This window comes from Micromonospora sp. NPDC049529 (assembly GCF_055586685.1).
In genome coordinates, this window is the sequence record NZ_JBVJHT010000004.1 from 320,528 (window position 1) to 341,938 (window position 21,411).

The window sequence follows — 21,411 nt, forward strand, 5'->3', positions numbered from 1 at the left end:
ACCGGACACCAGCCGACCGAGTGAGAGGAGACACGCGTGACAACACCGGAGAACGTGATCCCCGCCCTGATCGCCGACGGGAACGACGTCGACGCCCTGGTGGCCGATCTCGACGACGCCCAGTGGAGCCTGCCCACCCCGGCCGAGGGCTGGACGGTCGCCCACCAGGTCGCCCACCTCGCCGCGACCTTCCGCCTGGCCACCCTGTCCGCCGCCCGCCCCGACGACTTCAACGCCCTGATCAAGGGGCTGAGCAGCGACTTCAACGCCAACGTCGACGCGGCGATGGCGCCGTTCCTGGCCGCCCCGCCGAAGGTGCTGCTGGGTCTCTGGCGGACCGAGAAGGCGGCCGCCGAGCAGGCGCTGGCGTCGGTGCCGGCCGGCAAGACCGTACCGTGGCTGGTCCGGCCACTGCCCGCGCCGGTGCTCGCCGCCGCCGGGATGATGGAGTTGTTCGCCCACGGCCAGGACATCGCCGACGGGCTCGGCGTACGGCGGGAATACACCGACCGGGTCGCCCACCTGGCCGGGTTCGCGGCCCGGGTCTGGGACTTCGGCTACCAGGCCCGCAACCTGACCCCGCCGGACGTGCAGTTCCGGTTCGAACTCACCCTGCCGTCGGGGGCGCCGTTCGCCGACGGCCCGGCCGACGCCGAGCAGCGGATCACCGGCCCGGCCGTCGACTTCTGCCTGCTCGTCACCAGGCGGCGGCACCGCGACGACCTGGCCCTTCACGCCACCGGACCGGACGCCGAGCAGTGGCTCGACATCGCCCAGGCCTACCGTGGCCCGGCCGGACCGGGCCGGACCCCGGGACAGTTCGCCGCCGCGCAGCGCTCCTGACTGCTCGGAGGGCCCGCATCGACACGTCGGACGCCGGCCGGTTCGCACCGGCCGGCGTTCGGCGTCACCAATCCCGGTACGGCTACCGCCGGCCGGCGGGCACCTCGTCGGGTTGTGCCGTCGCCACCCGACCGGCCCGGACCCGCCGGGTCATGAAGGTGGAGAGGAAACTGCCGAGCAGCAGCGCGACGGCGACCACGACCAGCGTCGGGCGGGCCGCGGCGAGCAGCGCGTCGCCGAACGCCTCCACCGCCGACCGCTCCACCTGCTCGGCCAGGTCGGCCGGGAGGTCGTCGGGGGCGGTGAATCCGCCCTGCTGGCCGCTGCCGAGCCGCAACCCGTCCTCGGTGGCGTCGGCGATGCCGCTGTGGAGGGCCGGTCGGGCCGACGGCGGGAGATCGGCCGCCTGCTGCCGCGTGGTCTCCTGCAACGAGGAGAACAGCCGGTTCTGGAGCACCGCGCCGATCACGGCGGCACCGAGCGCCGCGCCCACCTGGCGGGCGGTGTTCAGCACCCCGGAGGCGGCCCCGGCCTGTGCCGGAGGAATGCTGCGCATCGCCTCGGTGGTCGTCGGCGCGATCGCCGCACCCATCCCGATGCCGATCAGGATCAGCGGCGCGACGAAGACCCAGACGGTCGACCCCCGGGTCGGCAGGAACGCCATCCCCAGCACCCCGGCCGCGAACGCCGCCAGGCCGAACACGAGCAGGATCCGGCCGCCGAGCCGGTCGGTGAGCCGGCCCGCCACCGGGGCCACCGCGCTGAGCGTGATCGTCCACGGGAGCGCGGTGAGCCCGGACTCCAGCGGCGTCATGCCGTACAGGGTCTGGGTTTCGATGACGAACAGGAGCAGGAAGCCGTACAGGGCGAACGAGGTGATCAGGGTGATGACGGTGGGGATGGCGTAGTCGCGGTTGCGCAGCAGGCCGAGCGGGACCAGCGGTTCGGGTTGGCGCCGCTCCCAGAGCACGAACAGCCCGAGCAGCACCCCGGCGGCGAGCAGGACCAGCGGCACCGTCACCGGTCCGACGATGCTGCCCCAGTCGTGCCGCTCCCCCTCGACCAGCGCGTACACCAGGGCGCTGAGGCCGAGGGTGGCCAGGACCAGGCCCACCGGGTCGAAGCTCTTCGGTCGCGGCTGGCGCAGGTCCGGGACCAGACGCAACGCCGCGACGATGCCGGCCAGGCTGAGCGGCACGTTGACGTAGAAGATCCACTGCCAGCCGAGGTGGGTGACGATCAGCCCACCGGCGGTCGGGCCGCTGACCGCCGCGATCCCGGCGACGGCGGTGAAGATGCCGAACGCCGCCCCCCGGCGGGCCGGTGGGAAGATGGCCGAGAGCAGCACCAGCGCCTGCGGCAGCAGGGCGGCGGCGCCGATGCCCTGGAGCACCCGGGCGGCGATCAGCTGGCCCGGACTCTGGGCCGCGCCGCACAACGCCGACGCCAGCGCGAACACGGCCAGGCCGCCGACGAACACCGCACGCGGGCCGACCAGGTCACCGAGCCGACCGAAGACGATCAACAGGGTGGACAGGGCCAGCAGGTACCCGTTGAGCACCCACAGCACCGTGCCGATGCCGGTGTCGAGCGAACTCATCATCACCGGTGCGGCGGTGTTGACGATGCTCGTGTCGAGCAGGATCAGGAAGTTGCCCAGGCAGAGCACGGCCAACGCGGCCCACGGGTTGACCGGCCTCGCCGTGCTCACGCGCCCTGGTGCCGTGGTCATGCTTCGAGGTGCGGCACGGCGGGCGGCTGGGCCGTACCGGCGGCGGTCAGGGTCACCGCGATCTGCCGGGCCGCGGCCAGGCTGGCCCACGAGGTGAAGGCGATCAGCGTGTCGTCGCCGGGGTGGGCCTGCCGGAACTCGTCCACCAGGTCCGTGCCGACCTGCGCGGACGCGAACGCGGTCACCAGACCCAGCCGACCGGCCGGGCGCTGCTCCTCCGGCAGGCCCGCCACGGCCGCGTTCGCCCAGGCACGGGCGCTGAGTCCGGGCGGTTCGGCGGTCGGGTCGGCGAGCCGTTCCCGGATCAGGGCCCGGACCGCGTCCGGCACCGTCGGCGCACCGGCGTCGATCGCGGCGTACGCGCGGGCGAAGGCGTCGGCGATGGTCGGGTGACCGGCCGCCCAGTCCAGGTCCGCCGGGGGCGGGGCCGCCGGCAGCAACGGCAGCGCGTCGCCCGGTTCGACCGTACGGCGGGCCAGCGACCCCATCAGCCAGGCGGCCATCCGGCGTACGCCGGACCGGGCCGGACCCGGAATGCCGGCCGGCAACGGCGAGTCGGCGAGGAAGATGTTGACCATCCGGTTCACGTAGTGGAACGTCACCGCGACCCCGACCAGCTCGGCTGCCTCCGGCGAGCCGATCGGCACCGGGGCACCCGTCGCGGAACCGGCCGGGCCCAGTCCGGTGCCGCCGGCCCACTCGGCGATCGCCCGCAGGCCCGGATCGGTCACCTCGTCCCAGCGTTGCGCCGCCACGGCCGCCGCCGACTCACCCCGCAGCAGGCCGCGCAGGGTGGCACCGTGCACCTCGACGCAGTACGGGCACCGGTTCGTCACCGAGACGGCGGCGGCGACGGCCTCCTTCGCCTCGCGGGTCGCGATTCCCTGCGCGACCAGCGCCTCGCGCAGCATCAACCAGGCCGCGGCGAGTGTCTCGGGTGCCGGCGAATGCAGGCTGACCGGGGGTGCGAGCATGCCGAAGTCCCGCTCGACCTGCCGGTACACCTGGGCTACCAGCCCGGTCGCGGCCAGCGGCGGAACCGCCTGGACGTGTCGTACGTGTGCGGTGGCCGGGCCACGTGTCGCCCGTTCGAGCAACCCACTCATGCGGGTTCCCTTCCGATCAGGAGCGGGTAATGGAGTTCGGCCGCCCCGGCCGGTCCCGGTGTCGCCCGGAAACCGGCCACGGCGGCGGCTGGACGAAGCGTCGGCACCGGCCCCGGGGCGGGGCCGGTGCCGACAGGATCAGACGAGATCCAGGCTCGGGGTACGGGTGGCGTGACCGGCGTCCGGCAGCGAACCGACGTAGGTGACCGCGACTCCGCGTTCCTGGGCGGCCCGGACGATGCCCGGCATGGCCCGCTCGGCCAGGGCGGCGATGGTCAGCGCCGGGTTCACCGTCAACGCGCCCGGCACGGCCGATCCGTCGGTGACGAAGATGCCGGGGTGGTTGCGCAGTTCGTGCCGGTCGTCGAGGGCCGAGGTCTCCGGGTCGTCACCGATCCGGCAGGACGACAACGGGTGCACCGTGTACGCCCCGACCACCTCGTTCGTCCACGGCATGACCCGGGACAGGCCGTCCTTCTCCAGGATCTCCTTGACCTCCGCGTCGGAGAGATCCCAGCCGCGCCGGGTGTTGACCGTCGGCCGGTACGACAACGCGCCCTGGCCCAGCATCTGCTGCGAGATCCGGTGCGCGTTACCGGTCGGCGGCGGCGGCCCGAACACGCCCTCGTTGTCGTCCTCGGACATGGTGAAGATGGTCAGCCAGGACGGCCACTGCCGCATCAGCTCCTTCTTCTCCACCCCGAACCAGGTCGGGCCCTCGGCGTCGGGCACCTGGGCGAGGATCGTGCCGAGACCCGGCGGGAAGTAGAGCTGCTCCAGCGAGAAGCGCTCGTACTCGGGCAGGTTTCCGTCCAGGTGGTCCCAGGTCGCCACGACCGGGCCGCGCCCGATCTGGTTCGCGGCGTACGCGAGCCCGTTCTCCCGGCTCAGGCCGAGCACCTCGCGTACCTTGTCCTCGTTCATGACGGCGGTGTTGAGGCGCTCGCCGTTGCCGGAGAAGTAACGGCCGACGGCGTGCGGCATGGCGCCGAGCGTCTCCTCGGAGCGTTGCAGGATGACCGGGGTCGCCCCGGCACCGGCGGCCACGATGACGATCTTCGCGTCGATCGTGCCGCTGGTGTGGTGCACCCGGTAGTCGACCTCGTCGAGGGTCGAATAGTGCACCCGGTAGCTGCCGTCGTCGTTGCGCGACAGGTACTGCACCTCGTGCAGCGGGCGGATCTCCGCGCCGTGCGAGATGGCTCCCGGCAGGTAGTTGAGCAGCAGCGACCGCTTCGCGTCGAACTTGCAGCCGGCCATCATCCAGTTGCAGTTGGTGCACATGGACACGTCGACCGCCGAGGGCACCGGGTTCGCCGTACGGCCGGCGTGGTTGCAGGCGGCGGCCCAGAGCCCACCGGCGTACGGCACCTCCTCCCAGCTCGTCTGGGTCACCGGCAGCGCCTCGCTGACCCGGTCGTACCAGGGGTCGAGGCTTTCCCGGGTGACCGACGCCGGCCACATCCGACGGCCGATGCTGCCCTGGCGTTCGAAGACGAACTTCGGCGCCCTCGGCATCGTCGCGAAGTAGACGACGCTGCCGCCACCGACGCAGTTGCCGCTGAGCAGGCTCATGCCCTCGCCGAGGGTGAAGTCGAAGATCCGGGTGAACGACTTGCCGATCTCGAAGTCGTGGTCGAACTCGTCCGCCGACAACCACGGTCCACGTTCGAGGACGACCACCTTCGCCCCGCCGGCGGCCAGGTGGTACGCGGCGATCGCGCCGCCGAAGCCGCTGCCGATCACCAGGACGTCGGTCTGTTCCGTGCTCGTCATGAAGGGCTCCCGGTGGCGGTGGTGTTCGGGTGGAGTTGGGCCAGGGCCCGGCCGTACGAGAAACGCGGGAAGCGCCAGATGCCGTCCGGCTCGGGCTTGAGGTAGCCGATCGTCAGCAGTCCGGGGTGGCCCGCGGCGAGGGCGTCGAGGGTGGGCATGTGCGCCGCGCTGTCGAAGGCCATGTTGCTGAACATCGCCAGCCCCACGAAGATGCCCCGCTCCGGGTGGTCCCGTGCGGTCAGCCGGACCACCAGGGCGGTACGGTCGGCGAACGGCAGCGCGACGAAGGCGGGAACCGACTCGTCGAGGGTGAGGTCGTGCTCGGCGGCGTACTCCTGGGCGTGGCCGTTGAGCATGGCCATGAACCCTTCGAGCATCTCGCCCAGACCGCTGCCGGGCAGTTCCAGCAGCTCCACCGCACCGGAGGCGACCGCCCCGCCGCCCACCGCCACTCCGGCGATCGCCCGGTCGTCCGGCGTACGCCGCTCGCCCGGCACGATCGTGTCGGCGTACGCCTCCAGCGTCATCCTCCATTGGTTCGTTTCTGCGGTACCGGGTTGCACGGTGTCGCCTCCTGCTTAAATAGTCACCGCACATCGGGCCGGGATCAGCTGGATAATTGCTCCCGGCCCGGCGGGCGAATGCGGAAGGATAGCCGAAATGATGGCCTGGGTATCGCGTGGTGAATCGGTATCGATCCGCCACGTCTCATGGTCCGATTGGCACCGATGGCGGCGCATCTCCTGACGTGCGGCAGGTGCCGGCGGACGCCCGTCCGACGGCCGTACGGGCATGATCGGCAGCTCGGCGGAACATCTTCCGCAGCACCCGAAAGAATTGACATCACCGGCATCACCGGCCCATCCGCCGCGGGTCTTCTTCCAACGTGCTCCCGGCGTACCGGATGGTTATTCCCCGACGGACCGGAGCGTGGCCTTCTCGAAACGTGCTCATTGTGGCCGACGACGGTCGCGGCGCCCGTCGGGGCGCCAATACTGACATCGATGAGCGCGGCGCGTCCCGGTCTCCCGGCGACCTCGTCGCGCATCGCAGTAGGGGAGGCCAGCATGGTCGTCAAGCGGATAGCGGCATCAGTTGTGCAGCGTCAGGTCAAGTACGTCACCCCGGTGCCGGTCGCGGCCGCCGCCGGGACGCTCGCCGAGGTGTACACCCAGGTGGCCGAGGAGATGGGGCTCGTCGTGCCGCCGGTGCAGCTGCACTCACCCGTGCCGGACCTGGCCTCCGCGTACTGGATGCTCATGCGCGAGACGCTGTTGCCGGTCGGCGTCGTCGACCGGCAGGTCAAGGAGGCGGTGGCGACCGCGGTGTCGGTGGCGAACATCTGCCCCTACTGCGTAGACATGCACAGCCTCGGCATGTACGAGCTGGCGACCGAGCAGGACGCGGAGGCGCTCGTCGCCGACAAGGTCGAGGAACTCAGCGATCCGCGTACCCGCGCGATCGCGACCTGGGCCCGGGGTGCGCACCAGCCCGAGGTGGGGCTCGCCGGCGAGTTGCCGTTCGGGCCGACCGAACGCGCCGAACTGGTCGGCGTGGTGGTGGCGATGCACTACCTCAGCCGGATGGTGAACGTCTTCCTTTCCAGCTTCCTCATCCCGCCCCGGCTCAACGCCGCCGGCCGCCGCCGGTTCAAGCGCGGCGCCAGCGTCATGCTGCGTTCGACCCTGCGGGCCGAACGCCTGCCCGGACGATCGGTGGATCTGCTCCCGGCGGCCCCGCTGCCATCCGGGGCGGAGTGGGCGGCCGACGATCCGGCCATCGCGTCGGCGGTGGGCCGGGCCGACGCCACGTTCGAGGCGGCCGGGATCCGGTCGCTGACCCCGGCCGTACGGGACCTGGTCCGGCGCCGGTTGGGGCAGTGGCGCGGGGAGGAGACCGGGCTCAGCCGTCGGTGGTGTGAACAGCTGATCGAGGACCTGCCGGCGGAGGAACAGGTGGCCGCCCGGCTGGCCCTGCTGACCGCCTTCGCGTCGTACCAGGTCGACGAGCATGTGGTGCGGGAGTTCCGCGCCCTGCACCCCGGTGACGCGGCGTTACTCGACGTCACGGCCTGGGCGAGCTACGTCACCGCCCGTCATGTCGGCAGCTGGTACGCCCCGGCGACCCTCGCCGCCGGTCCGGTGGAACCGGTTCCGGGCGGTACGGGCACGGCCCAGAACGTCGAGAGACAGCAATCGTGAATAACTCCGGGAACCGATGATCTGACAATCTGTAACGGTTGCGACCCCTGTGCCGCGGCACGCCCAGCAACCCCTCGCACCATCCCCGCTGGAGGAGAAATGAGCACCTACACCGCCCCGGCCGGCGGTTCCGGAACCGGCCTGATCGACCGGTTGAACGGTGCCCGCCATCGGGCGGCACTGAACATCTTCATGCTCATCGTGCTCGCCCACTGGGCCGAGCACCTCACCCAGGCGTTCCAGATCTGGGTCCTCAACCGACCCGTGAAGCAGTCCCGTGGCGTACTCGGCCAGTGGTTCCCGTGGCTGGTCAGCTCCGAGTGGCTGCACTACGGGTACGCCCTGGTGATGCTCGCCGGACTGTGGCTGCTGCGCAAGGGCTTCGTCGGACGCGCCCGTACCTGGTGGATGGTGGCGTTCGCGATCCAGTTCTGGCACCACATCGAACACCTGCTGCTCTTCGTACAGGCGCAGGCCGGCGTGATCTTCTTCGGCCAGGCGGTGCCGACCAGCATCGCCCAGCTGGTGTTCCCCCGGGTCGAGCTGCACCTGTTCTACAACACCATCGTGTTCCTGCCCATGGTCGTCGCCATGTACTACCACCTGCGGCCGAGCCCGACCGAACGGGCGCAGGCGGAGTGCAACTGCGCCCCGGACCGGGAACTCGTCTCGTCGGGCCAACGGTAGTCGTGCTCGACTCGGTCGCAGCGGCCGGCGGGGAGCAACCAGCCCCGCCGGCCCGATCGCGTCCCTGGCGGAGCCGGTTGGGCACCGCGCTGGTGATCGTCGCTGCACTGGCGATCGGCATACCGGCGGTGGTGGGTGGACCCGAGGTCGAGCTGACCGGGATCAGCCCGGCCGACGGCGCGGCCGTACCCGGACCGCCGGTGGAGGTGGCCCTGAACTTCAGCGGGCCGGTCGTCTCCGACGACTTCCACATCACCGTCGCCGACCAACGCGGCACGGTGGTGAGCCGGGGCGCGGCACGGCTGGACGGTGCACGGGTGGTGGCGCCGGTCGGGCTGCTGCCGGCCGGCGGTTACCGGGTGGCGTACCACGTGGCGCTCGCCGGCGGGGAGGAGTTGGACGGGGTCGCCGACTTCACCGTCGCCGCCGGCTCGACACAGCGGTGGGTCGCACCGCCGCCGGAGGCCGCCGCGACCGGGGGCCACGCCCACGCCAGCGCCGACCCGTTGAGCATCGTGCTGACCTGCATCGCCCTCCTACTCATCGGCGCCCTCCTGAACCTGCTGCTGCGCCGCCCGCGCCTGCCCTGAACGGGGCAGCGGGACGGGCGCGGCCGATCGGGGCCGAATGGTGAGCCGTCGGCTCCGGACCGCCCGCCCGCTTACTCCGGTGGTGCGCATTTCCGTAGTCGGACCCACCTGAATTGATCCGTTTCAAAGTGGCCGCAGGCGGCCCGGATCGCCTCGACGAGAGGCGTTAACCGATGCGGATCGGGGGCGGAGAATACCTGGTCAAGCGGCCTTTTGTTGACCCGTAACGAGGCTTGCGGTGCTCGATCATGTGTGGCAGCATGCGTTGAACGAACCCCACTCAATCCCTGGAGTTCGATGAAAATTTCGACACTGAGCAGGCAGAGTGGGGTCTCGGTCGCGACCATCAAGTTCTACCTGAGAGAACAGCTACTGCCACCCGGGACGCCCACTGCGCGAAACCAGGCCGAATACGACGAAGAACACCTCTCACGACTCAAACTAATCCGGGTCTTCACCGGTATCGGAATGATGAGCCTGGCCTCCGTTCGCGAGGTACTGGCGGCAATCGACGACAATTACCTCTCGCCGCAGGGCCTGGCAAAAGTGGTCACGAAGGCGCTGCTGTCCGACTACCCGTCGGAGGAGGAGCTGGAACTCGGCGCGATGGATCTGGCGCACGCGCGCATCGACGAGTTCGTTCGCACCGTCGGGTGGCGGGTCGAGCCCGACGCGATGTCCAGGGCCACCCTGGCGCAGGTCTTCGCCGCGTTGCAGTATCTCGGCTGGGACGACGAGGCCGGTGTCTTCGAGCTGTACGTCTCCACCGCCGAGTCCCTGGCCGCCCGCGAGGCGGCCACACCGCTACAGGAGAGCGCCGCCACGGTGGTGGCGCGTACGGTGCTGTTCGAGGTGGCCTTCGCCGCCATGCGTCGGATGGCGTACGAACACCATCTCGCACTCCGCGCCGGCACCGGCCCGGCGCCCGCCCCGGCCGCGCGGAACGACTGAACGATCCCACTCCCCCGGTTCGGCGCCGAACCCGCGCACCCACCCCAACCCCGAGGACGCCGAAGCGTCGGACGGGAGGGGTTCCTCCCGTCCGACGCCGTGACGGTGCAGGTCAGCGCGGGGCGATCTGGCCGTCGGTACCGAGCCGGGACAGCACCTCGACGACAGCCGCGGTCGCCCGACGCGCCTGCTCCTGGTCGAGGATCAGCGGCGGGGCGAACACCAGCATGTTTCCGTACGGCCGGGCGATGACGCCGTGGGCCCGACGCGTCTCGAAGGCGACGGCGTCCACATTCGGCCAGCTCATCCGCTCGCGGGTCTCGCGGTTGGTGACCAGCTCCAGGGCGGCCATCGCGCCCTCCACCCGGATGTCGCCCACCGTGGGCAGGTCGGCGGCCGGCGCCAGGCCGGCCCGGAGCCAGTCGCTGATGGACAGCGCCTTGGCGAGCAGCCCCTCCTTCTCGATGATGTCGAGGGTGGCGAGGCCGACCGCGCAGGCCACCGGGTGGCCCTGGAACGTGTAGCCGTGGAAGAAGCCGCCGTCACCGATGAGGGTGTCGCCGATCTCGTCCGTCATCAGGGTGGCGCCGAGCGGCATGTACCCGCCGGCGATGCCCTTCGCGGTGGTGATCATGTCCGGCTTCATGTCCCGCTGGGCGGAGTCGAACCAGGCACCGGTACGCCCGAAGGCGGTCACCACCTCGTCGGCGATCAGCAGGATGCCGTTCTTGCGCAGCACCTCCTGGATCCGGGGCCAGTAGTCCGACGGCGGCGCGAGCACACCGCCACCGGCCATCACCGGCTCACCGATCATGGCCGCGATGTTCTTCGCGCCGATCCGCTCGATCGTCTGTTCCAGTTCGCGGACCAGGAAGTCGGTCGGGTCCTCACTGCCGTAGAGCTCGCTCGCCCGGTACAGGTAGGCCGGGGAGAGCTTCTCGACGTTCGGCAGGTTCGGGCCAACGCCGAACTGCATGGGCGGGAAGCCGGTGGCGGTGCCGCTGCCGTAGGTCGCACCGTGGAACGCGTAGTGCCGGGCGAGGATCCAGGTACGGTCCGGCTCGCCCCGGCGGAAGTGGAACAGCCGGGCCGCCTTGATCGCGGTCTCGACCGCCTCCGACCCGCCGCTGGCGAAGAAGGCCCGGTTGATCCCCTCCGGCGCGAGCTCGGTGAGCCGGGTGGCGAGCAGGATGGCCTTGTCGTTGGAGAACTCCATCAGGCTGGTGAAGTACTCGATTTCCTCCATCTGCCGGGCCGCGACCTCGGCGATGTCCCGACGGCCGTGACCGATCGGCGAGTGCCAGACACCGCCGCCGGCCGCGTCGAGCAGTTCGTTGCCGTTCGAGTCCCAGACCAGGCAGCCCTTGCCCCGGACGATGACCACACGTTCCTGGATGTCGCCCCGGTGCATGGAACGGATGAGATGCCGCTTGTCCAGTCTCTCCAGCTCTGCTGCTGATACCGGCCGCGCCATCATTTCAGGGGTAAATGTCACGAGTCTCCTCCTGGCTCGAAATCGGGGGTACGGATCGACGCGCGGGCGTCGTTCAGTGCGCGGCGGTCAGGCTCTCGGGCTGGGCGGCCGGCAGCGGCGCCTTGCCGAGGATGAGGTCGGCCGCCTTCTCGCCGATGACGATGGCGGAGGCGTTGGGGGCGCCGCGACCCACGATCGGCATGATCGAGACGTCGGCGACCCGCAGTCCCTCGACCCCGATCACGCGCAGTTCGGCGTCAACGACCTGCCCGATCGCCGCGGTGCAGCTGGCGTGGAAGATCGAGTTCGTGTTCTGCCGGATGTAGGTCCGCAGGTCCGCGTCGGACTCCGACGCCGGCGCCCTGAACAGCTTCTCGTTGTACGGCTTCATCGCCTGCTGCCGGGCGATGTCGAGGGTGATCCGGACGCCCCGGACCGCCGTCGCCATGTCCTCCTCCACCGAGAAGTACTGGTGCGAGATGCGCGGCTTCGCGAACGGGTCGACCGAGGCGAGCCGGACCGTACCCCGGCTCTGCTGGGTGAGCATCACCGGCCCGTACGTGATGGCGTGGTCGGTGACCTCACCCAGACCACTGTCGACGAACATCATCGGGCCGGCGAAGAACACCACGTCGGGGGCCGGCAGATCGGGAAGCGTACGGACGAAGCCGCCGGCCTCCGGACCGTTGGAGGTCAGCGGGCCGGTGCCCTCCTCCTCCCACTCCCGGACGTACTGCTCCTGGTTCGCGATCATCAGGCTGACCGGCTGGGAGTGCATGAAGATGAGCGGCACCAGCGGGTGGTCCTGCAGGTTGGAGCCGACCTGCGGCTGGTCGACGAGCACCGGAATGTCGAGGTCGGTCAGGTGGTCCGCCGGGCCGATCCCGGAGAGCATCAGCAACTGCGGGGTGTTGTACGCGCCGCCGGAGAGGATGACCTCCCGCTCGGCCCGGATCTCGATCTCCTCGTCGAGTCGCGCGCCGACCACGCCGACCGCCCGGCCGTTCTCGATCAGGATGCGGAAGACCTGGAGGTTGGTCTCGACGGTGAGGTTCGGCCGCGACAGGGCCGGGTGCAGGTAGGCGACGGCCGTGCTGCACCGCCGGCCGTTGCGCTGGGTCACCTGGAAGAAGCCGAAGCCGTCCTGGCTGGGGCCGTTGAAGTCCTCGTTGAAGGAGTACCCCGCCTCCAGTGCGGCCTCGACCAGCGCCGCCGACATGGGGTTCTTCGAGCGGCCCTCGGAAACGCTCAACGGGCCGCCGACACCGTGGTACGCCGACTCCCCGCGCTCGTTGTCCTCGGACCGCTTGAAGTACGGCAGCAGCTCGTTCGCCGACCATCCCGGCTGGCCCCAGCTGTCGTAGTCGAGCTTGTTGCTCCGCAGGTAGAGCATCGCGTTGATCGAACTGGTCCCGCCGAGAACCCGCCCCCGGGGCAGGAAGATGCGACGACGGTCGAGGTACGGCTCCTCGTGGGAGTCGTAGTCCCAGTCGACGCGCGTACGGAAGAGTTCCCCGAAAACCGCTGGTATGTGGATGTTCGGTTCGGTGTCCATCGGACCGGCCTCCACGAGGCAGACCCTGACGTCGGGGTCCTCGGTCAGCCGCGCCGCGAGGACGCAGCCCGCCGAACCGCCGCCGACGATCACATAGTCGTACACCCGATCCTCCTTGCTGTAGTGCCGGCAATGAGAGCCACAGACCCGATGGCAGGCGCCACGGGTCGACGAGAACTCGCATTCCTGGATGGGACTGGACGGTTGGCGAGAAGACGCCGCTCGTGCCACCACGACCGCACCTGTTCGGCGGGTCAGTCGGTCGGTCGGCTACAACGCATCCTGAACCCGCGCCGAACCCCGGCGCATCTCTCAAGTTGCGATTGCCCCGCGCCCGCGAGCACCACCGCAATCCATGAGATGCAACCCACCACACGGAGCGCGACGATGTCGTGGGAGTGATCCACGGGAGATCGACTCACGCGCCAGCCGCGTCCATAACAAGCGCGAACGAGGGAGGTGACTGCGTGGGAGCCAACGTCAGAGAGCGCGCGGTGATACTCGGTGGGAGCATGGCCGGGCTGCTCGCCGCCCGGGTCCTCGCGGACCATTACCAAGACGTGATCGTGATCGACCGGGACCACCTGGCCGGGGTGGACCAGCCGCGCCGGGGTGTACCCCAGGGCCACCATGCCCACGGGTTGCTGGCACGTGGCCAGATGATCCTGGAGGAGCTGTTCCCCGGCTACACGGCGCAGCTCGCCGCGGCCGGGGTGCCCAACGGTGATCTCGGCGGCCAGGTGCGGTGGTACTTCAACGGACGGCTGCTCCAACCGGCGCAGACCGGCCTCGTGCTGATCGGCGCCACCCGGCCGACCATCGAGCACCACGTCCGGACCCGGGTGTCCGACCTGCCCAACGTGAAGTTCGTCGAGGGCAGCGACGTGGTCGGCCCGGTGCTGTCCGCGGATCGGCGCCGGGTGACCGGGGTACGGATCCACGGGCGCGGTTCGGACGGTGTGGCGGAGGTGATCGAGGCCGACCTGGTCGTCGACGCGACCGGCCGTGCCTCCCGTACGCCCACCTGGTTGGAGTCCCTCGGACTGCCGAGGGTCGAGGAGGAACGGGTGAAGGTCGGGTTGACCTACACCAGCCGCCAGTACCGGTGGCGTACCGACCCGTTCCGGGGAGACATGTCGGTCAACGTGATCGCCACCCCGGAGCACCCTCGGGGTTCGTTCTTCCACACCATCGGCGGTGACCGGTGCGTCGTGTCGCTGACCGGCATCCTCGGTGACCGCGCCCCGACCGATCCCGACGGTTTCCTCGACTATGCCCGGTCGTTGCCGGTGCCGGACGTCTACGACGGGATCCGCGACGCGGAACCGCTCAACGACCCGGTCGCCTTCACCTTCCCGGCGAGCATCCGCCGTCGGTACGAGCGTCTGTCGACGTTCCCCGACGGCCTGCTGGTGATCGGCGACGCCGTGTGCACCTTCAACCCGGTGTACGGGCAGGGCATGACCATCGCCGGGATCCAGGCGCTCACCCTGCGGGATCACCTGCGGGTGCACGGGGAGCCGCAACCGCTGTCGTACTTCCAGGAGATCGCTCGCGCGGTGGACGTGCCGTGGGACATGGCCGCCGGTGCCGATCTCGCCTTCCCCGGCGTCGAGGGTCGCCGCACCTTCAAGGTCCGGTTCGGGAACGCCTACATGGCGCGGCTGCACAGCGCCGCCACCCGCGATGTCGGTCTCGTCGACGCCTTCCTGCGGGTGGCCGGTCTGGTGGATCCGCCCGAGTCGCTGATGCGTCCGGCACTCGCCATGCGGGTGCTCCGCTCCGGAGGGCGGAACACGGCCTCGGCGTAGACAGGCGGACGACGTTCCGCACGACATGATCCGGCGGCGCACCGACTGGTGCGCCGCCGGACCGCGTTCGGGGGTTGTTCGGTGGTCGGGGCGTCGCGGTGACTGCGGGCCGGTGCTCAGGACGCCACCGGGCAGTCGACGAACGGCAAGCGGTCCGCCGCGCCGGTTGGCGGGACGGACCGCTTGCGGTTACCGCTACTTGACGCCGGACGGGGCCAGGGTCGGCTCCGACGCGGCGGGGGCGCTCGCCGATGCCTTCCCCGGCGAGAACAGCGCGAAGATCGTGCCGATGATGGACGCTGCGGCTCCGACCACGAGCGCCGCCCGGAACCCGTCGATGGCGGCCTCCGGCGACGCGTAGCTGCCGTACGCGGCGAAGGTGGCGCCGAGGAACACCACGCCGAACACGCCGCCGAGTTCCCGCAGCGAGCTGTTGACACCGGAGGCGATGCCGACGTCGTTCTGCGGAACCGAGCCGAAGACCGAGTTGATCGTCGTCGGCAGGGACATCGAGATACCCACACCGCCGAGGACCAGCGGCACGATCAGGCTGCCGTAGCCCACACCGGGCGCGGCGACCGCGGCGGCCCAGGCGAGTCCGATGCCCTGGAGCAGCAGACCGCCGACCATGAAGGGCCGGTTTCCGTACTTGTCGGCGAGCGAGCCGGCGATCGGGGCGACCAGCAGCGGCATCAGGGTCCAGGCCATCAGGCGCAGACCGGTGTCGAGCGGGCCGTTGCCGAGCCCGATCTGGAACAGCTGCGAGAGGATGAACAGCGCCCCGATCAGCGCGAAGTGCTGGAAGAACGCCGAGATGTTGGCGATCGTGAAGCCACGGCTGCGGAAGTACCGCAGCGGCAGCATCGGCTCCGGCACCCGCCGCTCCCAGACGATGAACGCGATCAGGAGCACCACACCGAGCACGATCGCGCCGACCACCTCGCCGCTGCCCCAGCCGGCGGCCGGTGCCCGTACGGCGGCCCAGACCAGGCCGAGCAGACCGACCGAGGCCAGCAGCAGGCCGACGATGTCGAGCTTCGGTCGGGGACCGAAGCTCTCCCGCAGCAGTACGGCGGAGAGAACCGCCGCGGCCAGCCCGAACGGCACGTTCAGCCAGAAGATCCAGTGCCAGGACAGGCCCTCGGTGATCAGGCCGCCGACGACCGGACCGGCGGCGACGGCCAGACCGGAGACGCTGCCCCAGATGCCCATCGCCCAACCGCGCCGCTCCGGCGGGACCGCGTCACTGAGCAGGGTCAGGCTGACCGGGATCGCGATGCCGGCGCCGATGCCCTGGATGACCCGGCCGATGATGAGCACCTCGACCGAGGTGGCCACGGCGGCCAGCACGGAGGCCAGGGTGAACAGGACCAGGCCGTACACGTAGATCCGTCGGCGGCCGAACCGGTCGCCGAGGGCGGCTCCGGTCAGCAGCAGGCAGGCGAACGCCAGGTTGTAGGCGTTGATCGTCCATTCGAGGTCGGCCAGGCTCGCGTTGAGGTCCTTCTGGATGGTCGGCAGCGCGGTCACCACCACCATGACGTCCAGTGAGGTCAGGAACGCGCCGACGGAGACCAGCGCCAGCGCCCAGCCCGCCCGTACGGGACGTTGGGTCTCAGTGCTCACGACGGCACCTCCGAGCGGGACCGTCGGGCAGACTCCAGGTCATCGCCACTCCGTTTCACATACGCGGGACGGCGCCCGGTGCGCCAGCCCGATGGGTCAGAGATACGGGCGAACTCGCCGCGCCGGACTCACGCGGCTGCCGGCGCCGCAGCCCGACCCCGGCTCCGGAACAGGAGCGTGGGCGCTGCCGCGTCGGTGAACGGGCGCCCCTGATGTCCGGCCCGGGATCGAGCCGTCCATCAGGGGCGATCCGGCTAGTTGTCGTACTCGTCGTGGAGGCGCCACCACTGGTACGGCGGCGTCTGCGGCCACCCGGCGGGCGAGTCCTCCCAGATCTCCTGCCGGCCGTACGGGGTCATGTCCAGCAGGTTGAGGTCCATCCGGAGCCGGTCGACGCCACGGCTGGTGGTGAAGTAGGTGCGGTACACGTCGTCACCGTCGCGCAGGAAGACGCTCAGGCCGAAGCCGCCGTCCAGCCCGCAGTCGGGGGTGAAGTCGCTGCCGTACGACGAAACCCACGGCACCGTCCACTCCATCCGCGCCTTGTACGGCTGGATCTCGGCCAGCGGCGCGGGCGACACCAGCACCATGTTGGTGTCGCGGGCCCGCAGGTGGGCCAGGTTCCCGATGTTGTCCGTGAAGCTGGAGCAGCCCAGGCAGCGGTGGTCCGAGCCCGGGTCCAGCATGAAGTGGTAGACGATGAGTTGACGGCGCCCGTCGAACAGGTCGGTCAGGCTCGCCTTGCCGTCGGGAGTCTCGAAGATGTATTCCTTCGGGAACGCCACCATCGGCATCCGCCGCCGTTCGGCGGCCAGCGCGTCCTGGGCGCGGGTGGCTTCCTTCTCCTTCACAAGCAGCGCGTCTCGCGCAGCCTGCCACTCGTCCGGTGACACGATCCGCGGGAGGTTCATGGCATCTCCTGAACATGGATTGTCGGGTTGTGGCTGCTCACGCCGCGCGTGGGCGTGGCGGTGGAGCCGCTGTGCGGGCCCGGGCTCATGCCACACATCGTGGCATGGCTTCGTTACGGTAGCAGATACTACTGAAAATGAAGTATCTATCTCTCGATTCATAGTAGTGGCGTACACTCGGCAACGTGGCGGTTAAACGCAGATACGATGACGGGTGCGGGGTCGCGCACTCGTTGGACATGGTGGGCGAGCGCTGGGCGCTGTTGATCGTCCGTGACCTGCTGCTCGGCCCGAAGCGGTTCACCGATCTGCAGGCCGGTCTGCCGGGCGCCGGGCCCAACGTCCTGACGCAGCGTCTGCGCGATCTGCAGCACGTCGGCGTGGTGCGGCGGCGGACCCTGGCCCCGCCCGCCGGTTCCCAGGTCTACGAGCTGACCGAGTGGGGCACCGAGCTCGGACCGATCGTCACCGCGATGGGGTTCTGGGGCTCCCGCTCGCCGATCGTGCCGCGCACGGGCGAGGTCCGGGCCGACTCGACGATGCTCTCGCTGCGCAGCCAGTTCGATCCGCAGCCCACGAGGGTCTGGACGGCGAGCTACGAGATCCGTCTGGGCCGCGACATCTTCGCCGCCCGGGTGGTCGACGGCCGACTCGCGGAGCTGACCCGGGGACAGACGCACGACCGCCCCGACACGGTCATCGAGACCGACTCGATGACCCTGGGCGCGTTGTTGAGCGGGCAGCAGCAGCTGGCAGCGGCGGTCGCCGCCGGAAGCCTGACGCTCACCGGGGAGTTCGCGTCGGCTCAGCACCTTCTCGACGCGTGCACGGTGAGTGGTCGGCCGACCGCCATGCCGGCGCCGCGTACCAGCATCGGCTGAGCCGCCCGCCGCGCCCCGGAACACGGTCGCCGTGCGACGGGCGGGGAGGTCGGTGGCGCGCGCGCAAACTGGCGCCGGTAGCGCACGTGGAAAGTAGCTGGTCGCAACGGCGGCTCAGACAATGAGCGTGGAGTCGGGGGCCGAGCGGACCGCGGAGAGGTCCGGACCCGCAGATCGGTTGACCTGCGGTTCGGCAGTGAACCTGCCCGGAGCAACCCGGCCCGACGCGCTCGTCCGAGCCGCGCGGTGGCACCCGCCGACCCGTGCGAGCCGATCCAGCCTGGAGGAGCGCCAGTGACGTACGAATACGATTCCCTCTATATCGGCGGTCGGTGGCAGAAGCCCGCGGGCGGCCGGACGAGGACGATGGTGTCGCCCGCCGACGAGCAGCCGATCGGCACCGCCCCACTCGCCGACCCGGCCGATGTGGACGCCGCGGTGGCGGCGGCCGGGCGGGCGCTGCGCTCGCCGCAGTGGGCGGGGCTCTCCCCCGATGAGCGCGCCGTACTGCTCGAACGGTTCGCCGACGAGATGGAGAAGGCCGGGGCCGAACGGGCCGCGCTGGTCAGCGCCCAGAACGGCATGCCGATCTCGATCGCCGTCCACACCGAGGGCGCCGCGCCGTCCGGCCTGCTCCGATACCACGCGGCGCTGGCGCGCGCGACACCGCTGGAGGACCGCCGGCCGCGGGTCAACGGCCAGGGCGAGACCATCGTACGGCGGGAGCCGGTCGGCGTGGTGGCGGTGATCGTGCCGTGGAACTTCCCCCAGGCGCTGACCATGTTCAAGGTGGCCCCGGCCCTCGCCGCCGGTTGCGCGGTGGTCCTGAAGCCGGCACTTGAGACGATCTTCGACGCGCTGGAACTCGCCGCCGCCGCCGAACGGGCCGGTCTGCCCGCCGGTGTGCTGAACGTGGTCACCGGTGGTCCGGACATCGGCGAGTACCTGGTCGCCCACCCGGGCGTACACAAGATCTCCTTCACCGGCAGCACGCCGGTCGGGCGGCGGATCGGCGAGGTCTGCGGCCGGCTGCTGCGCCCGGCCACCCTCGAACTGAGCGGAAGGTCCGCCGCGATCGTCCTCGACGACGCCGACCTCGCCGCCACGGTGGCCGGTTTCGCCAGTGCGGCACTGCTCAACAACGGTCAGGTCTGCTACCTGTCCACCCGGATCCTGGTGCCGCGACCGCGTCACGACGAGGTCGTCGAGGCCGTCGCGGCGCTGGCCGCCGGGCTCGTCGTGGGCGACCCGCTCGATCCCGGAACCCAGATCGGCCCGCTGGTGAGCAGTGCCCGACGGGACCGGGTCGAGTCCTACATCGCCCTCGGCAAGGCGAGCGGCGCGACCCTGGTCACCGGTGGCGGGCGCCCGGACCGCGACCGCGGCTGGTTCGTGGAGCCCACCGTCTTCGCCAACGTCGACAACGACGCACCGATCGTCCGCGACGAGATCTTCGGCCCGGTGCTGACGGTGCAGCCGTACGGCGACCTGGACGAGGCGGTGGCCCTCGCCAACGACTCCGAGTACGGGCTCAGCGGCACCATCTGGACCTCCGACCTGGAACGGGGCGCGGACGTGGCCCGCCGGATGGAGACGGGCAGCGTGGGGGTGAACTTCGTCGACCTCGACCTCGGTGCCCCGTTCGGTGGGGTGAAGAACAGCGGGGTCGGTCGTGAACTCGGCCCCGAGGGCTTTGCCGCCTACTTCAAGTTCAAATCCATCTATCTGCCGGATCGGCGCCCGAAGTCATGACTTCCGGTCGGAAATTCCCGCCAACCGGCCAAATTATTTGTCGCCTTTGAGACTCTCCGCAAACGACCGGTGAATGCACACCGGACTGGTACTCGTACAACGAACAGGCGACCGGGCGAGAGCATTCTCGGAGATGCCCGCCCGGTCGCCGTCGCGTTAGCGTGATGCGCACCTCGGACGGCGAATAGACCCGTCACATAAACACTCACCGCCATTCAATCGGCTACGGATCGCGCACCCCCTTTTGCCATTTTGGGAGGATCTGATGTTGCAAACGAAGGCGCCCACGCGGGAGGAGCTCGTCGGTCGCGCGTCGGAGCTGGTGCCGCTGCTGCGGTCCAGGTCGCTCTGGATCGACGAGCACCGCCGGCTGCCGGACGACGTCATCGAGGCGCTGGCCGATTCCGGCATCCTCAAGATGCAGGCGCCGTCCCAGTACGGCGGCTACGAGAGCGACGCGCGGACCCTGGTCGACGTGCACGCGGAACTCGCCCGTGGCGACAGCTCGGCGGCCTTCTGCGTGTCGGTCTGGTCCCTGCTCAACTGGATGGCCGGGCTCTGGCCGGACGAGGTGCAGGACGAGGTCTTCTCGGTACCCAACGCCCGGGTCTCCGGCACCCTTGCCGCGACCGGCACCGCCACCCGTACCAGCGGTGGTTACCTGCTGAACGGGAGCTGGCGGTTCAACAGCGGGGTGTTGCACAGCCAGTGGAAGGTCACGGCCGCGATGCTCACCGAGCCGGGGAAGGAGAGCGTGCCGATCACCACGCTCATTCCGGTCGCCGACCTGGAGATCGTCGACGACTGGGACACGCTGGGGCTGCCCGGCTCGGGCAGTGTCACCACGATCGCCCGGGACGTGTTCGTCCCGGAGAACCGGGTGATCGCCACCATGGACTTCTTCACCGACCAGTGCAAGTCGAAGACCAACGCGAAGAAGGCCATCTACCAGGTCCCGATGCTGGTCACCTCGACCGCGGCCACCTGCGGGCAGCTCATCGGCGCGGCCAAGTACGCCATGGAGAGCTTTTTCGAGCGGCTGCCCGGTCGGCCGATCACCTACACCAGCTACGACAGCCAACGGGAGGCGCCGATCACGCATCTGCGGGTCGGCGAGGCGGCGCTGCTGACCGAGGAGGCCGAGGCACGGGCGCACCGCTTCGCGGACCTGATCGAAGCGAAGACCAGAACCAACGAGCCGTGGACCCAGGACGAGCGGGTCCGGTCCCGGGTGCAGTTGGGTCGGGTGGCCCAGCTGTCCAAGAACGCCGTCGACATCATCGGGTCGGCCGGCGGTGGTTCGTCGATCTACCGGGCGGTGCCGATCTCGCGCATCCAGCGGGACGTACACGCCATCACCATTCACGCGCTGACCGACCCGACCACGAATCTCGAACTCTACGGCCGGCTCCTCTGCGGGCTGGAACCGAACACCAACTACCTGTGAGGTCGGTGACCGCCCGTTCGGCGACGTTTCCGTAGCGGTTTCCGACGACGCCCGAATCAGTGGCGGTA

At 70.2% G+C, this 21,411-nt stretch carries 17 protein-coding genes; 9 read left to right on the top strand and 8 right to left on the bottom strand.

The genetic code is table 11. The annotated features are described in order from the left end of the window. The first annotated feature begins 36 nt into the window (after positions 1-36). Complete coding sequence (locus ACZ6QQ_RS09015) at positions 37-843, top strand: TIGR03084 family metal-binding protein (protein ID WP_465875359.1); 807 nt, start codon at positions 37-39, stop codon at positions 841-843. Positions 844-925: 82 nt separating this feature from the next. Here ACZ6QQ_RS09015 and ACZ6QQ_RS09020 read toward each other — a convergent pair whose 3' ends face one another. The 4 genes from ACZ6QQ_RS09020 to ACZ6QQ_RS09035 all read right to left on the bottom strand — a co-directional run bounded on the left by ACZ6QQ_RS09020 (position 926) and on the right by ACZ6QQ_RS09035 (position 5,984). Then, a complete protein-coding gene (locus ACZ6QQ_RS09020) occupies positions 926-2,554 on the bottom strand; it encodes a DHA2 family efflux MFS transporter permease subunit (RefSeq protein WP_465875360.1) in 1,629 nt (542 codons plus the stop codon). A 17-nt stretch (positions 2,555-2,571) separates the two neighbouring features. Beyond that, a complete protein-coding gene (locus ACZ6QQ_RS09025; RefSeq protein WP_465875361.1) occupies positions 2,572-3,681 on the bottom strand; it encodes a carboxymuconolactone decarboxylase family protein in 1,110 nt (369 codons plus the stop codon). Positions 3,682-3,819: 138 nt separating this feature from the next. Then, positions 3,820-5,457, bottom strand: a complete 1,638-nt coding sequence (locus ACZ6QQ_RS09030; RefSeq protein ID WP_465875362.1) for an FAD-dependent oxidoreductase — start codon at positions 5,455-5,457, stop codon at positions 3,820-3,822. After that, positions 5,454-5,984 (bottom strand): DUF5987 family protein, encoded by a 531-nt coding sequence (locus tag ACZ6QQ_RS09035; RefSeq protein WP_465875363.1) that lies wholly within the window; start codon positions 5,982-5,984, stop codon positions 5,454-5,456. Before ACZ6QQ_RS09035 ends, ACZ6QQ_RS09030 begins: the two co-directional genes overlap by 4 nt. 477 nt (positions 5,985-6,461) lie before the next feature. Here ACZ6QQ_RS09035 and ACZ6QQ_RS09040 point away from each other — a divergent pair, with 477 nt between their 5' ends. The 4 genes from ACZ6QQ_RS09040 (at position 6,462) to ACZ6QQ_RS09055 (ending at position 9,886) form a co-directional block, all read left to right on the top strand. Beyond that, complete coding sequence (locus ACZ6QQ_RS09040) at positions 6,462-7,658, top strand: carboxymuconolactone decarboxylase family protein (RefSeq protein ID WP_465875364.1); 1,197 nt, start codon at positions 6,462-6,464, stop codon at positions 7,656-7,658. A 99-nt stretch (positions 7,659-7,757) separates the two neighbouring features. After that, the gene (locus tag ACZ6QQ_RS09045; protein WP_465875365.1) at positions 7,758-8,345 is read left to right on the top strand and encodes a hypothetical protein; all 588 of its coding nucleotides are present in this window, start codon (positions 7,758-7,760) and stop codon (positions 8,343-8,345) included. 77 nt (positions 8,346-8,422) lie between these two features. Then, positions 8,423-8,935, top strand: coding sequence for a copper resistance CopC family protein (locus ACZ6QQ_RS09050; protein ID WP_465875366.1), 513 nt, complete (start codon positions 8,423-8,425; stop codon positions 8,933-8,935). A gap of 297 nt (positions 8,936-9,232) precedes the next feature. Continuing rightward, on the top strand, positions 9,233-9,886 hold the full coding sequence (locus ACZ6QQ_RS09055; protein WP_465875367.1) for a MerR family transcriptional regulator: 654 nt from the start codon (positions 9,233-9,235) through the stop codon (positions 9,884-9,886). Between the two features lie 112 nt (positions 9,887-9,998). On the opposite strand, the gene ACZ6QQ_RS09060 is transcribed toward ACZ6QQ_RS09055, so the two are convergent. Beyond that, positions 9,999-11,363, bottom strand: a complete 1,365-nt coding sequence (locus tag ACZ6QQ_RS09060) for an aminotransferase family protein (RefSeq protein WP_465875523.1) — start codon at positions 11,361-11,363, stop codon at positions 9,999-10,001. 70 nt (positions 11,364-11,433) lie between these two features. Then, the gene (locus ACZ6QQ_RS09065) at positions 11,434-13,020 is read right to left on the bottom strand and encodes a GMC family oxidoreductase (RefSeq protein WP_465875368.1); all 1,587 of its coding nucleotides are present in this window, start codon (positions 13,018-13,020) and stop codon (positions 11,434-11,436) included. A 407-nt stretch (positions 13,021-13,427) separates the two neighbouring features. Here ACZ6QQ_RS09065 and ACZ6QQ_RS09070 point away from each other — a divergent pair, with 407 nt between their 5' ends. Beyond that, positions 13,428-14,726 carry an NAD(P)/FAD-dependent oxidoreductase gene (locus tag ACZ6QQ_RS09070; RefSeq protein ID WP_465875524.1) on the top strand — a complete coding sequence of 433 codons (1,299 nt, stop codon included), beginning with the start codon at positions 13,428-13,430 and terminating at the stop codon, positions 14,724-14,726. Between the two features lie 195 nt (positions 14,727-14,921). Here ACZ6QQ_RS09070 and ACZ6QQ_RS09075 read toward each other — a convergent pair whose 3' ends face one another. Then, complete coding sequence (locus ACZ6QQ_RS09075; protein WP_465875370.1) at positions 14,922-16,352, bottom strand: DHA2 family efflux MFS transporter permease subunit; 1,431 nt, start codon at positions 16,350-16,352, stop codon at positions 14,922-14,924. Positions 16,353-16,606: 254 nt separating this feature from the next. After that, entirely contained in the window at positions 16,607-17,263 is a 657-nt protein-coding gene (locus ACZ6QQ_RS09080; RefSeq protein ID WP_465875371.1) for a DUF899 domain-containing protein, read from the bottom strand. 185 nt (positions 17,264-17,448) lie between these two features. Between ACZ6QQ_RS09080 and ACZ6QQ_RS09085 the strand changes: the two genes are divergently transcribed. From ACZ6QQ_RS09085 to ACZ6QQ_RS09095, 3 genes are all read left to right on the top strand, one after another. Then, positions 17,449-18,144 carry a winged helix-turn-helix transcriptional regulator gene (locus ACZ6QQ_RS09085; RefSeq protein ID WP_465875372.1) on the top strand — a complete coding sequence of 232 codons (696 nt, stop codon included), beginning with the start codon at positions 17,449-17,451 and terminating at the stop codon, positions 18,142-18,144. Between the two features lie 294 nt (positions 18,145-18,438). After that, positions 18,439-19,896, top strand: coding sequence for an aldehyde dehydrogenase (locus tag ACZ6QQ_RS09090; RefSeq protein WP_465875373.1), 1,458 nt, complete (start codon positions 18,439-18,441; stop codon positions 19,894-19,896). Between the two features lie 265 nt (positions 19,897-20,161). Then, complete coding sequence (locus ACZ6QQ_RS09095; protein ID WP_465875375.1) at positions 20,162-21,343, top strand: acyl-CoA dehydrogenase family protein; 1,182 nt, start codon at positions 20,162-20,164, stop codon at positions 21,341-21,343. Positions 21,344-21,411: the final 68 nt, after the last annotated feature.

Excerpts from the sequence above, each read along its gene's own strand:
- ACZ6QQ_RS09095 (WP_465875375.1), top strand. The coding sequence starts at position 20,162 with ATGTTGCAAACGAAGGCGCCCACGCGGGAGGAGCTCGTCGGTCGCGCG.
- ACZ6QQ_RS09035 (WP_465875363.1), bottom strand. The coding sequence starts at position 5,984 with ATGACGCTGGAGGCGTACGCCGACACGATCGTGCCGGGCGAGCGGCGT.
- ACZ6QQ_RS09030 (WP_465875362.1), bottom strand. The coding sequence starts at position 5,457 with ATGACGAGCACGGAACAGACCGACGTCCTGGTGATCGGCAGCGGCTTC.
- ACZ6QQ_RS09055 (WP_465875367.1), top strand. The coding sequence starts at position 9,233 with ATGAAAATTTCGACACTGAGCAGGCAGAGTGGGGTCTCGGTCGCGACC.
- ACZ6QQ_RS09060 (WP_465875523.1), bottom strand. The coding sequence starts at position 11,363 with ATGATGGCGCGGCCGGTATCAGCAGCAGAGCTGGAGAGACTGGACAAG.
- ACZ6QQ_RS09080 (WP_465875371.1), bottom strand. The coding sequence starts at position 17,263 with ATGAACCTCCCGCGGATCGTGTCACCGGACGAGTGGCAGGCTGCGCGA.
- ACZ6QQ_RS09070 (WP_465875524.1), top strand. The coding sequence starts at position 13,428 with ATGGCCGGGCTGCTCGCCGCCCGGGTCCTCGCGGACCATTACCAAGAC.
- ACZ6QQ_RS09045 (WP_465875365.1), top strand. The coding sequence starts at position 7,758 with ATGAGCACCTACACCGCCCCGGCCGGCGGTTCCGGAACCGGCCTGATC.
- ACZ6QQ_RS09040 (WP_465875364.1), top strand. The coding sequence starts at position 6,462 with ATGAGCGCGGCGCGTCCCGGTCTCCCGGCGACCTCGTCGCGCATCGCA.
- ACZ6QQ_RS09025 (WP_465875361.1), bottom strand. The coding sequence starts at position 3,681 with ATGAGTGGGTTGCTCGAACGGGCGACACGTGGCCCGGCCACCGCACAC.